The organism is Streptomyces sp. NPDC006174, from assembly GCF_040614075.1.
Classification (GTDB): domain Bacteria; phylum Actinomycetota; class Actinomycetes; order Streptomycetales; family Streptomycetaceae; genus Streptomyces.
In genome coordinates this window covers 317,052-329,065 of record NZ_JBEXTJ010000009.1, presented here as the reverse complement: position 1 = coordinate 329,065, position 12,014 = coordinate 317,052, and the positions used below count along the sequence as shown (strand labels likewise).

Here is a 12,014-nt window from a genome sequence, read left to right as displayed (position 1 = left end):
CTCTCATTTTCACCACACTCCCCTTCTTCCGTCGTGCCCCTCGTCCCCGCCCCCATTTCCCCCCCACCGGCGGGCGGGGGGGCGCCCCCCCCCCCCCCCCCCCCCCCCGGCCCCTCCCCCGCATCCGAAACCCGCACCTGAAACGGAGACACCGCATGGCTTCCTTCGACGTGAACGCGGCGCGCGCCCAGCGCCTGGAGGCGCTCGGCCGCACCTGGTCCTTCGACCTGGACGGCGACACCTTCGAACTGCCCACCGAGCTGACCCGCGCCACCGCCGCCGCGCTGCGTTCGCTGGACGACAACGACGTGGACGGGCTGCTGCGGCTCCTGCTCGGCGAGGAGCAGTTCGGCCGCTTCGAGCGCCACGAGATCACCATGCAGGACATCGCCGCGCTGCTGGAGGCGTACGGCAAGGAGACCGGGCTCGGCCTGGGGGAAGGCTGAGCCTCGACGCGTTCGTCACCGAACACGCCGAGGCCCTCGAAGCCGACCTGCTGCGGCACTACGGCGTGGACCTGCTGGACTGGCACCGCGGCCGGCTGACCTCCCGCCGGCTCGCGGTGCTGGTCAAGCACATGCCACGCGACAGCGCCGTCTCCCGCGAACTGGACGGGGACGGCGCGGAGTGGACCGTGAGCGACTACCTGCTGGCCGCGGCGGTGGACCATCTCGCCGCCGCCAACTGGATGTTCGCCTCGGTCAACACCGACGAGGACAGCGAACCGCCGGAGGCTCCGGTGCCGGTGCCGAGGCCGGGAGACCGTACGGAACCCGAGGAAACGCCGGACGGGGAGCCCGGCCCCGCCCAGGCGCCGAGCCGGACCGAACTTCTGCGCTTCTTCGCCTGAGAAGGACCGCCCAACCGCGTCAGACGGTGAGGAGAAGCCCTGTGACGGCCCCCGCCCACAGCACACCCATGACACAGGACAGAGCAGCGTCGAACCCCACGCGGTTTTTCACCTCGAAAGCAAGCATCGCGCGCTGCGGCTCGCCGGGACGGTACATCACCTCGACCGGGTCGCCTATTTCAGCTGGGGCGGTCGAATATCGTGAGGAGCGGATAGTCAGCTCCTCACCGCCGTCCACCGAATAGGAGCAGACGACTCCTATATATCCGCCCTGGGGCCAATAGTGGCTGACGCACTCTCCATCGGCCCTAGCTCCCGCCCGTTCGAGCGTTGTTGCCTTTCGCAGGGCATAGAAGTTGGTCACCAGGACCAATGAAGAAGCCAAAAGCAGCACAAAAAGGATAATTCTCACCGCGAGCAAAGAGAACCCCAAGGACGGTCGGAGAAATTCTTCCAGGATGGAAATGAGGAACTATGGCATCGATCGAGGAGAGAGTCAAGACTCTCGAAGATGACGCAAAGAAGGTGGAGGTACTCGACCACGAGTACGCTGAGATAAAGAAAGAAATCACCGCGATCTCCAGCAGTCACACCGGACTGAAGATGGAAATCGTGGCCTTGGCCGCGGCATTCACTTTCATCGACCTGACGCTTCCCTCGATCTTCAATCTGCAGAAGCTGATGGAAGAGAAACTCCGCATCGGGCACAACGACTGGGGTGTTCTCACCAGGCTGCCGGCAGATGCTCAGGGCACGGGTCCCGCAGGGCCGCGCGGGAACCGCGGCCCTGACGGCCGCCGAGGGCAACGCGGCGAGCGGGGCGCCCGGGGTCGCCTCGGTCCGCGCGGACAGCCGGGCCCGCGCGGACCCGTCGGCGCGGCTGGTCCCCGGGGCCCCGTCGGCCCCGCAGGCCCACCGCCACCGACCGCATCGCTCCGCACGGCCACGCGCGAAGCGGTGGCCGCCGAGGCCGCCCTTCGTTCGGTCGTCGCGCAGGCAACGGCCTTGCGCGGCGCTGTCGGCGAGTGATCCGGCCCTCGGAGCCGGACGTCCCCTCAAGAACCGCCGTGAAGGAGTGACATGTCTCTGGTCCGATCGCTCGGGCGAGCCTCTACCACGCTGAAGGGCTTCAACTCGTCCCTGAACAGCGCCGGCCGCGCCGCCGGAAGTCTGCAGGGGCCCGCCAGAGCCGGCGAACAACAAATCTCGAAGATCCGCGCCTCCGCCCAGACCTCCGCCCGCGAGCTGACCACCCTGCAGCGCGCCGCCGACAAGGCCGAGCGGTCGCTCGCCAAGGCCGGGACCACCGGGCAGAAGAGCGGTACGCAGATCGGGACGTTCAAGTCCGGCGCAGACAAGGCGTCCAAGGGCATGAACGGCCTCAACAAGTCGATGCGCGGGAACATCGTCGGGCAGCTGCTCTCGCTGCTCGCGCCGCTCATCGAGCGGGTCGTCGACATGGCGGCCCGTTCCAAGACCCTGCAGAAGGTGCTCAAGGTCGCCTTCGACGCGATCAGGAAGGTCATCAGTACCGTCATGAAGGCCGTCGGGCCGATCATGACCAAGGCCGGCGCCCTGATGAAGACGGTCTGGAACGGCATCAAGAAGGCCGTCACCGTGGTCATCAAGGCCGTCGCCACCGTCATCACGACCTACTTCAACGCCTGGCGCAAGCTCATCACGACGGTGATGAACGCCATCCGGAGCGTCATCTCCAGTGTCTGGAACGGAATCCGGAAGGTCATCACCCCGGTCGTCAACTGGATTCGCAACACCGTCCCGCAGGCCTTCAGCCGGGTCAGGGAGCGGCTCTCCGCCGTCTGGGGCGGGCTGAAAGACATCGCGGGCCGGGCCTTCGGACGGATCACGGGGGCGGTGAAGGGGCCGGTCAACGCGGTGATCCGGCTCATCAACTCCGCGATCGACAAGCTCAACCGCATCAAGGTCTCCATCCCCGGCTGGGTCCCCGGCGTCGGCGGCAAGAGCTTCGGCATCAGCCTGCCGAAGATCCCGCAGCTCGCGGCCGGCGGCATCGTGCAGCCGCGCAACGGAGGCGTGCACGCCATCGTCGCGGAGGCCGGTGAGGCCGAGGCCGTCCTGCCGCTCTCCAAACTGGACCGGCTGCTGCGCCACACCGCCCGCCGCTCCCGGGCCGACTCGTACAACGCCACGACCGGTGCCGTCGCCGGCTTCCAGATCGAGCACTACTACGAGGCGTCCTCCGCCGACCTCCAGGAGACCGCCACCGCTCTGCTGTTCCTCTCCAAGGCGCGCGGATGAGTACGGCGGCGATCAGGACGGGCGCCGACCCGCTCGGCGGTGTGGCCGGTCCGCTCTCCGCCTTCCGCACTCAGCTCGGCGCGGCCGGCACGTCCGTCCGCAACGCCGTGCGGGACATCGGCCGGGCCGGGACCGCCGCCGACGGGATCCGGAGCGGCGCCGCCTCCGCCGACCCGGCGCTGCGGCAGCTGCGGACCGGTGCGGACGCGGCCGGGAAGGCGGTCGCCAGAACCGGCCGCACCGCCGGGACCACGGCGACCCGACTCCGTACCGGCAGCGGCGGGGCCCGGACCGCCTCCGCACCGCTCGGCTCCCTCTCCACCGGCTCCACCGCCTTCGGAGGCGTGGCCGGGATCCTGGGCAAGGGCACCGGTACGGTCTCCGGGCTGATGGGCTTCTTCGGCGGGGCGCTCACCGTCGCCGGCGGTGCGGTGATGGCCGTCAACGTGGCGATGCGAGCCAATCCGTTCGGGTTCGTCCTCGGTCTGATCGTGCCGCTCGCGGGCTTCCTGATCGAGTACGCGCTCAGCTCACAGACCGGCCAGAAGATCATGAAACAGGTCTTCGACCAGGTCCTGGCGGTCTTCCGGACCATCGGGAAGTTCCTCGGGCCGGTCGTGCAGGCGTACGCCAAGGTGGTCTCCGCGCAGTTCACCGCCGTACGCACGATCGTCACCGCGGTGCTCAAGGGGACCGGCGCCGCTCTGTCCGCCGGCTTCAACGGCACCCGTACGGCCGTCGGTTCGGCGACCCGGGCGGTGACCGGGCTGGTCAGCGGAGCCTGGAACGGCTTCCGGCGGATGATCCAGCCCACTCTGCACTGGATCACCCAGCGCATCCCGGCCATGTTCACCCGGGTCAGGGACGCCACCACGCGCACCCTGCACGGCATGGGTGACTTCGTCTCCACCGGGATGCAGGGCGTCATGGCGGCCGTCACCGGGCCGGTCAAGGCGCTGGTCTCCTTCGCCAACTGGGTCATCGACGGCCTCAACAAGCTGAGCTTCTCCCTCCTCGGCAAGAAGTTCGGCGTGAACCTGTCCAAGATCCCGCAGCTCGCCGAGGGCGGAGTCGTCCAGCCCGCCGGTCCCGGCGGCCGAGGCGCCGCCTCCGTCCAGCCGCTCTCCGCACTGAGCCGGCTGCGTCCGGCCGAGACGGGCCCGCGGCCGGACCGGGCCGCCGGCTCGCCGGAGCGGGCTCGGCTGCACACGTACCACGCGGCCGGGCGCGGCGTCCCGCTCGCCATCGCCTCCGACCTGCTGTTCCTGCACGGGGCGGCGGCATGAGCCCCCATCCGCCCCACGACTGAAGCGAGGTGACGGCCCCTCATGGCCGAGACCACCACCACATACGCGTACGAGACCGCACCCGGCTCACTGATCACCCGCGACGGGCAGATCCAGTGGGCCGGACTGCTGATGGGCCCCGGTACCCCGTACGAGATCGACCGCACCGGCATCACCGGCTGGGACGACCTGCCGACGCTGGACAGCGGCGATGTCTCCCGTCCCGACCGGCACGGCGCCTGGCCCGGCGCGCAGTGGGCGCAGTCCCGGCTCGTCGGGGCGACCGTCTGGCTGCTGCCGCGCACCACCCGCGAGGCCCTGGCCGTGTCCGCCGCGTTCCGGGACGCGACCGGGGCGGACGGTGCCGAGGACTGGCTGGCCGTACGGCTGCACGGGGAGACCCTGGCCGTACGGGCCCGGATCAGCCGGAAGGTCGTACCGCAGGACCGGTCCTTCATGGTGCACGGCGCCTCGAAGACCAGCCTGCAGTGGACGGCCACCGATCCTCGCCGCTTCGGCGCCGTGCTCCTGGAGTCCCGCGCCCGTCTGCCGGTCCCCGAGCCGGGGCTGCTCTGGCCCGAGGAGGCGGCGGAGGAAGGGCTCGGCCTGCGGTGGCCGCTGGACTGGGGCGTCGCGGACGCGACCGGGACCGGCACCAACGCCTCCGGCTCCTGCACCGCCGTCAACGCGGGCTCGGCGACGGCCCATCCGCTGATCGAGTTCCGGGGGCCGGTCCGGCGCCCGACCCTGACCCGGCTCACCGACGGCCGGCAGCTCCAGTACGACATCGTGCTCGGCCCGCAGGACGTGCTGAGCGTCGACACCGAGGCCGGGACCGTCCTGCTCAACGGGACCGCGTCCCGCCTCTACACCGCCACCTCCGCCTCCGCGCCCGAGCAGCTGTTCGGCCTGGCGCCGGGCGCCACCGAGCTGGCGTTCCGCTCCAACGACACCACCCCGGACCCGGAGGCCTCCGTCACCGTCCGGTGGCGCGACGCCCACTGGTGAGGCCCGCTCCGGCCCACCACGACCACCTCATCCGTCTTGTTCCCAGGAGGACCCCATGCCCGTACGCAGCGCCTGGCTGATCAACCGCACCGAGACCGAATCCGGCCAGTCCCGCGCCGACACCCGCCTCTCCCCGCTCGGGACGATGGCCCCGACCGGCCCGCTGACCAGCGCCGGCGGAGTGATCCCCGGCGCCGAGAACGGCACCTACCTGATGTCCGGGCTCTACGTGTACGGCGAGACCGCCGGGATGCGGGCCACCGTCGTGCCGGGCCGGGCCGTGATCCAGGGCCAGGGCCGGGCCGGCGCCTACCCGGTCGTGCTCACCGACTACACCGACGTCGGCTTCGACGACGGCGACGCCGCCAACCCGCGGATCGACCTGGTGGTCCTGCGGGTCCGCGACGCCCAGTTCGACAGCGGGAGCAGCAGTACGGAAGCCACTCTGGAGGTCGTCAAGGGCGAGGCGAAGAGCTCCCCCGAGCCGCCGCTCGTCCCGGAGGCCTCCCTCCCGCTCGCCCGGGTCCTGGTCCCGGCCGGCGCCTCCGTCGGCACCGGCGGCATCGACTGGGCCAACGCCGTGTACGACCTGCGCGTGCCCACCGTGGCCGTCGGCGGCATCCTGCCGGAGTCCTGGAACCGCGACGTGCCCGGCGGTTACGTCGGCCAGTACCGCGACACCAGCCGGGAGCTGCAGCGCTGGGACGGCACCCGCTGGGCCGCCTACCCGCGCCAGACCGGCGGCGTCGCCCCGCAGGGCGCGCTCGCCCGGGGCGAGTACACCGGGCAGTACCGCGACGAGGGCGGGCGGCTCGAGCGCTGGGACGGCACCGTGTGGCGGCCCGCCGTCCCGGCCTCCGCCTGGGCCGAGAACACCGACGGCGGCTACTGCGCCAGCACCACCTGGGTCGAGGCGGTGACCGACACGGTCGGCCCCACCATCACCGCCGCGTTCACCGCACCGGTCTCCGGCGCGGTCCTCGTGACCGTGGGCTTCCTGGGGAGCACCGCGGTGGAGGGCCAGTGGGCCCGGATGAGCGCCAACATCCGCAAGGACGGTGTGCTGGTCGTCCCCGCCGACGAGCGGCGTACGGCCCAGGTCGGCACCAAGTCGTCGGTCTCGGTGTCGACGACGTTTCGGGTCACCGGGCTCCAGGCCGGTGCCGCCTACACGGCGGTCTCCGCCTACTGCACGTCCGCGACCACCAGCCGGGGCTGGTACGACAACCGCTTCATCCGTGTCGACCCGGTCCTGTGAGGCGGCAGATGATCCGTACCTCCTCCTTCACCGAACCCGTCTACCGGGCCCTCTTCTGCGATCTGCGCACCGACCGGCTGCTGGACGTCCTGCCCCTGACGGAGGCCAAGTTCGACGACTTCATCGGCAAGCCGGGCTCCCTCTCCGCCACCGTCCCGCTTCCGCAGGGGGCGCTCGCGGCGCGGGCCCGGGAGGCGCTGCTGCCCGGCCGCACGGCGGTCTGGCTGGAGCGGGACGGGGACATCTGGTGGGGCGGGGTGCTGTGGACCTGTACGCCGGCCTCGGACGAACAGGGCCGGCTCACCGTGCAGTTCCAGGCCGGTACCTTCGACTCCTACCTGGACCACCGCATCCTGAGCCAGGACCTGGCCGGCACCGGGCTGGACCAGTTCGACATCGCCAGGCTCCTGGTCGCCCACGCCCAGGAGCAGCCGGGCGGGGACATCGGGATCAGCCTCGGCCATGAGCGGTCCGGGATCGTACGCGACTACGCCCACGCCTACTCGGCGCTCACCCGTATCCGCGAACTCCTCGACAAGACGGGCCAGTTGAACGACGGCTTCGAGTGGCGCATCCACTGCTACCGGGATGCCGAGGGCAACCGCGTCAAGCGGCTCCAGCTCGGCCACCCGCAGATCCGCACCGGCCACAACGATCTCGTACTGGACCATCCCGGTCCCGTCCTCACCTACAGCCTGCCCACCGACTCGACCGTGCAGGCGAACGTCTGGGTGGCCCGGGGCGAGTCGGCCAACACCGACCAGTCGCAGGAGTCCGAACCGCTGACGGTCTCCGAGGAGCTGCCCGAGGAGTTCGCGCAGGGCCGGCCCCGGCTGGAGCTGACCTCCGACCACGGCGGGGTCGCCGACGCGGCGACCCTGCGCTCGCTGGCCCGCGCCGAACTGGCCCGGCAGCGGCGGCCCGAGGTCATCCCGGAACTGACCGTACGGCTGGACGGACCGATCACGCCGGCGCTGATCGGCGCCCGCATCCGGCTCCGCATCCACGACCTGTGGCACCACGAAGGGCTGGACGCGCACTACCGGATCGTCGGGATGGCGGTCACCCCGCCGCAGCGCGCCAAGCAGGAGACCGCCGTCCTCTACCTGGAAGGAGTGTGACCCGTGGCGATCATCCCCACCGATCTGCTCGACCGCATCCGCGCACTGGAGCGCCAGGTCAGGGAGTTGATGGGCAGCGCGAACACCACGCCGGCGCTGAACAGCATCGCGGGCGGCGAGGTGGTCATCGGTGAGCGCGGCCGGCTGCGGGTGCGTACGGCGGGCGACCAGGACCTCCTCTACCTCGGCCGGGTCGCGCCCGACCGCGACGAGGAGACCCCGCAGCAGGGGCTGGTCGTCCGCCGCGACGACGGCTCCCTGGCGCTGACGGTCTGGACCGGTGCGCCGGACCCGCAGGCGGTGCAGCCGGTACGGATCCTGGACCGGCGGGGCAACGTGGTCCTGGCCGACGACACCGTACGAGGCGGTCTGGCCCGCCCGTACCTCCCCTTCGCCCTGCCGGCCCCGGTCGACCGCGCCCGCTGGGAGTCCACCGGCGCCACCACCTGGACCACGCTCCACCGGGGCCCCGGCCTCGTCCAGCACCCCCGGCTGCACTGCGAGATCGCCGCCGAGGGCGCGCCGGGCGAGGTCCGGCTGCTGGTGGACGGCGTCCAGCTGGGCCCGGTGGGCGGGCCGGGGGCGGGGCTGGTGCTGACAGAGCGGATGGGGGCGGAGTACGGGGCGACGGTGACGTTCGAGATCCAGGCCAGGGTCACGACCTCCGGCACCACACTCCGCTGCCAACCACTGACCCTGTACGGCCTGGAGTCGTAGGGGCCCGTTCCACCCTTTCCCGGCCCGCCGCGCCATTTCAGCGCGTACGGCGGGCCCACTCCAGCCCGTCCGGCGCCACCTCCAGCCCGTCCGGCGCCACCTCCAGCCCACCCGCCACCACCTCCAGCCCACCCCGACGCCACCTCCAGCCCGTCCGGCGCCACCTCCAGCCCGTCCGGCGTTTGAGGACGGAACCCTCGCGGGGTGGCCCCGCACCTTCCCCGGCCGGCGAGCCGATTTCCAGCCCGTCCGGCGCTTGAGGACGGAACCCCTGCGGGGGACGAGCCCGCACTCACATCCGCCCACCCGCAGCCGCCCCCCTCCCCACCCCCAGCCTTCCGTCCTCGAACGCCGGACGGGCTGAGGGTGGCGACCCGCCCCCAACGCCGGACGGGCTGGGCGCAACCCAACCAAGGAGCCCCATGCTGCCCCAGTCCATCCCCACCGTCACCGTCACCGCCCGCTACCTCACCCCCGACGGCCGCCCCATGAGCGGCACCGTCGACTTCCGGCCGCCCGCCCTGCTCACCCACGCCGAGGAGGACCTCTTCCTGGGCGGCCCCACCCGCGCCACCCTCGACTCCGAGGGCCGCCTCCACGTCGTGCTGCCGGCCACCGACGCGCCGGGCTGGAACCCCGCCGTGTGGACGTACACCGTCACCGAACGGCTCTCCGGCCTCGGCCGCACCGCCCGCAGTTACCAGATCGTGCTGAGCGCCGACCACCCCACCGTGGACCTGGCCGACATCGCTCCGGCCGACCCGGCCAACCCGCAGTACGTCGCCGTACCGGGCCCGGCAGGACCGCCCGGCGAACTCGGCCCGCAGGGACCCGCCGGCCCCGCCGGAGCCGTGCACTCCGTCAACGGGAAGACCGACGCGGACATCGTGCTCACCGCTGCCGACGTCTCCGCCGTGGACGCCACCCGGGCCGGCGCCGCCGGCGGAGTCGCCACCCTCGGCGCCGACGGCCTGGTCCCGGCCGCCCAGCTCCCGGCCGGCGGCGGCGCCGTGGCCTCGGTCAACGGCAGGACCGGCAACGTGACCCTCGCCGCCACCGATGTCGGCGCCCTCTCCCAGGCGGCCGGAGACGCCCGTTATCTGGCCATCGACGGTTCTCCCGTCACCTCGGTCAACGGCCGCACCGGCGCGGTCGTCCTGAACGCCACCGACGTCTCGGCCGTGGCGAGCGGCGACGCCGTCCTGCTCACCGGCAACCAGACCGTCCAGGGCACGAAGACCTTCGTCGCTCCGCCGCTCACCACCGCCACCCCGACCACCGACGACCAGCTCACCCGTCGCGGCTACGTGGACGCGGTCTCCTCGGCCGGCAGCTGGTCCCCGTCCGCCGTCGGGTTCGCCGGCTGGGCCTTCGACCCGGCCTGCGGCTCCGCCACCAGCGCGCAGTACTGCATCAACGGCTGGGTCTACCTGATCGGCGTCCCGCTCCACGCGCAGACGATCGTGAAGAACATCGCCTTCTACGTCCCCGGCTACGTCGGCAACACCCTGGGCGCCGCCTCCTTCGCCGGCCTCTACACGAGCGCCGGAGCCCGTGTCGGCGTGACCGCCGCCCTGAACACCCTGTTCACCGCGACCGAGGGCCGCACCGTCGTCTGCCCGCTCACCGCCCAGTACACCGCCGCCCCGGGCAACTACTGGGTGGCGCTGCTGGTCAACGGCCCGAACCCCGCCAGCAACGGCCCCGCCTTCCTGCGCGGCGCCAGCGTGGGCCAGACCCCGGGCGGCAGCGCCCGGATGCCGAACCACTTCATCCGGCACGGCCGCCTCAGCACCACCGGCCAGACCTCGCTGCCCGGCAACTTCACGCCGAGCACCGTCGTCGCCGACTCCAACGCGATCTGGGCAGCGCTCGCCGTCTGACCCGCCCGCACCCCGAGCCCCGTACCGGACAAGCCCTTCCGGTACGGGGCTCCGCCGTGCCTGCCCCCGTACGCAACCCCGTATCCACTCCCGTACACCGGAAGGACCGCCCCGTGGCCACACCACTCACCGCCGACCGGCTGCTCGCCGCGCTGCACGCCGAAGGCGTCACCGTCGTCGAGCACCCGGGCTGGCGCACCCACCACCGCAACCACAAGGGCGCCTGGGGCCCCGTGAACGGGGTGATGATCCACCACACCGTGAGCAGCGGAAGCGGCGCCTCCGTCGCCCTCTGCCGCGACGGCTACGCCGCCCTGCCCGGCCCGCTCTGCCACGGCGTCATCGACAAGGCGGGCACCGTCCACCTGATCTCGGCCGGCCGCGCCAACCACGCGGGCGGCGGCGACCCGGCCGTGCTCCGGCGCGTCGTCGCGGAGGACTACGGCGACCGCCCGCCCGCCCCGCGCGCCCACGACGGCAGCGCGGGCGCCGCCGACGGCAACGCCCGCTTCTACGGGTTCGAGTGCGTCAACCTCGGCGACGGCAGGGACCCCTGGCCCGCCGCCCAGCTGGAGGCGATCGAACGCACCTCGGCGGCCCTCTGCCGGGCCCACGGCTGGAGCGCCCGCTCGGTCATCGGCCACGTGGAGTGGTCGGCCGCCAAGATCGACCCGCGCGGCTTCACCATGCCGTCGATGCGCACCCGCATCACGACCCGCCTGGCCGCGGCCGCCACGAAGCCACCGAAACCGGCCGCCCCATCGAAGCCCACGCAGCCCGCACAGCCCTCGAAGCCGCAAAAACCCGCCACCCCCCGCCACCAGCCCTTCCCCGGCGCCTCCTTCTTCACCGCCCGCACCAGCTCCGCCGTCATCACCGCCATGGGCCGCCGGCTGGCCGCCGAGGGCTGTGGAGCGTACGCCGTCGGGCCCGGCCCGCGCTGGACCGAGGCCGACCGGCGCTCGTACGCCGCCTGGCAGCGCAAGCTCGGCTTCCGCGGCGCGGACGCCGACGGCCGGCCCGGCCGCACGTCCTGGAACGCGCTGAAGGTCCCGTACACCACGAAGGTGCCGTAAGAGAGAGTGAGGAACCTGCCATGTCCGACGCCGCCCGGCGTACCGCCCGTACCGTCCTGCAGACGGCCCTCGCCCTTGCCGTGCTCCTGCCCGCACTCGTGGACGCGTCCGGCGTCCCCGCGACCCTGCCCCGGGTCGCCGGGGCCCTGGCCGTCGCGGGAGCGGTGACCCGGGTGATGGCCGTGCCGGGCGTCCAGGCCCTGCTGCCGCGCTGGCTGCGCACCGAGCCGCCGGAGAGCCGCCCATGACCGATACCGACCCGAACAACCCCGTGGCCGTCGCCCTGGAACTGGAGCGGATGCGCGGCAGCCTGGAGGCCGGCTTCGCCCGCGCCGACGGGCAGCTGGCCCTGCTGGTCCAGCGCAGCGACCAGACCGACAAACAGCTCGCCGACCACGAGGCCCGCCTCGACCTGCTGGAACGATCCCGCTGGCCGCTGGCGAGCATCGCCGCGCTCACCGCGACGGCCGGGTTCGCCATCGCCCTGTGGGAGACGCTCCGCTGAACCGGCCGGCCCCGCCACACGCCGAAGGGC

At 72.5% G+C, this 12,014-nt stretch carries 14 protein-coding genes; 13 read left to right on the top strand and 1 reads right to left on the bottom strand.

Going from position 1 to position 12,014, the window contains the following annotated elements; all coding sequences use genetic code 11:
* Nucleotides 1-155: 155 nt before the first annotated feature.
* Entirely contained in the window at nucleotides 156-446 is a 291-nt protein-coding gene (locus ABZ267_RS22605) for a hypothetical protein (protein ID WP_356747812.1), read from the top strand.
* Nucleotides 447-511: 65 nt separating this feature from the next.
* Nucleotides 512-850, top strand: coding sequence for a hypothetical protein (locus ABZ267_RS22600; protein WP_356747810.1), 339 nt, complete (start codon nucleotides 512-514; stop codon nucleotides 848-850).
* A 19-nt stretch (nucleotides 851-869) separates the two neighbouring features.
* Here the strand turns inward: ABZ267_RS22600 and ABZ267_RS22595 are convergent, their stop codons facing one another.
* Nucleotides 870-1,262, bottom strand: a complete 393-nt coding sequence (locus ABZ267_RS22595) for a DUF3592 domain-containing protein (RefSeq protein WP_356747885.1) — start codon at nucleotides 1,260-1,262, stop codon at nucleotides 870-872.
* A gap of 62 nt (nucleotides 1,263-1,324) precedes the next feature.
* Here ABZ267_RS22595 and ABZ267_RS22590 point away from each other — a divergent pair, with 62 nt between their 5' ends.
* The 11 genes from ABZ267_RS22590 (at nucleotide 1,325) to ABZ267_RS22540 (ending at nucleotide 11,984) form a co-directional block, all read left to right on the top strand.
* The gene (locus ABZ267_RS22590) at nucleotides 1,325-1,879 is read left to right on the top strand and encodes a hypothetical protein (RefSeq protein ID WP_356747808.1); all 555 of its coding nucleotides are present in this window, start codon (nucleotides 1,325-1,327) and stop codon (nucleotides 1,877-1,879) included.
* 51 nt (nucleotides 1,880-1,930) lie between these two features.
* Nucleotides 1,931-3,130: a phage tail protein gene (locus tag ABZ267_RS22585; RefSeq protein WP_356747807.1), complete on the top strand. Its 1,200-nt coding sequence runs from the start codon at nucleotides 1,931-1,933 to the stop codon at nucleotides 3,128-3,130.
* Nucleotides 3,127-4,416, top strand: coding sequence for a tape-measure protein (locus ABZ267_RS22580; protein ID WP_356747805.1), 1,290 nt, complete (start codon nucleotides 3,127-3,129; stop codon nucleotides 4,414-4,416). The genes ABZ267_RS22585 and ABZ267_RS22580 overlap by 4 nt, the downstream gene beginning before the upstream one ends.
* Before the next feature lie 42 nt (nucleotides 4,417-4,458).
* Nucleotides 4,459-5,424, top strand: a complete 966-nt coding sequence (locus ABZ267_RS22575) for a phage tail protein (RefSeq protein WP_356747803.1) — start codon at nucleotides 4,459-4,461, stop codon at nucleotides 5,422-5,424.
* 55 nt (nucleotides 5,425-5,479) lie between these two features.
* A complete protein-coding gene (locus ABZ267_RS22570) occupies nucleotides 5,480-6,682 on the top strand; it encodes a hypothetical protein (RefSeq protein WP_356747801.1) in 1,203 nt (400 codons plus the stop codon).
* 8 nt (nucleotides 6,683-6,690) lie between these two features.
* Entirely contained in the window at nucleotides 6,691-7,803 is a 1,113-nt protein-coding gene (locus ABZ267_RS22565) for a hypothetical protein (RefSeq protein ID WP_356747799.1), read from the top strand.
* Between the two features lie 3 nt (nucleotides 7,804-7,806).
* Nucleotides 7,807-8,520: a hypothetical protein gene (locus tag ABZ267_RS22560; RefSeq protein ID WP_356747797.1), complete on the top strand. Its 714-nt coding sequence runs from the start codon at nucleotides 7,807-7,809 to the stop codon at nucleotides 8,518-8,520.
* Between the two features lie 422 nt (nucleotides 8,521-8,942).
* Nucleotides 8,943-10,403 carry a phage tail protein gene (locus ABZ267_RS22555; RefSeq protein ID WP_356747795.1) on the top strand — a complete coding sequence of 487 codons (1,461 nt, stop codon included), beginning with the start codon at nucleotides 8,943-8,945 and terminating at the stop codon, nucleotides 10,401-10,403.
* Nucleotides 10,404-10,516: 113 nt separating this feature from the next.
* Nucleotides 10,517-11,479: a peptidoglycan-binding protein gene (locus ABZ267_RS22550; RefSeq protein WP_356747793.1), complete on the top strand. Its 963-nt coding sequence runs from the start codon at nucleotides 10,517-10,519 to the stop codon at nucleotides 11,477-11,479.
* Nucleotides 11,480-11,499: 20 nt separating this feature from the next.
* Nucleotides 11,500-11,727 carry a hypothetical protein gene (locus ABZ267_RS22545; protein WP_356747791.1) on the top strand — a complete coding sequence of 76 codons (228 nt, stop codon included), beginning with the start codon at nucleotides 11,500-11,502 and terminating at the stop codon, nucleotides 11,725-11,727.
* Nucleotides 11,724-11,984 (top strand): hypothetical protein, encoded by a 261-nt coding sequence (locus ABZ267_RS22540; RefSeq protein ID WP_356747789.1) that lies wholly within the window; start codon nucleotides 11,724-11,726, stop codon nucleotides 11,982-11,984. Before ABZ267_RS22545 ends, ABZ267_RS22540 begins: the two co-directional genes overlap by 4 nt.
* Nucleotides 11,985-12,014 lie beyond the last annotated feature (30 nt).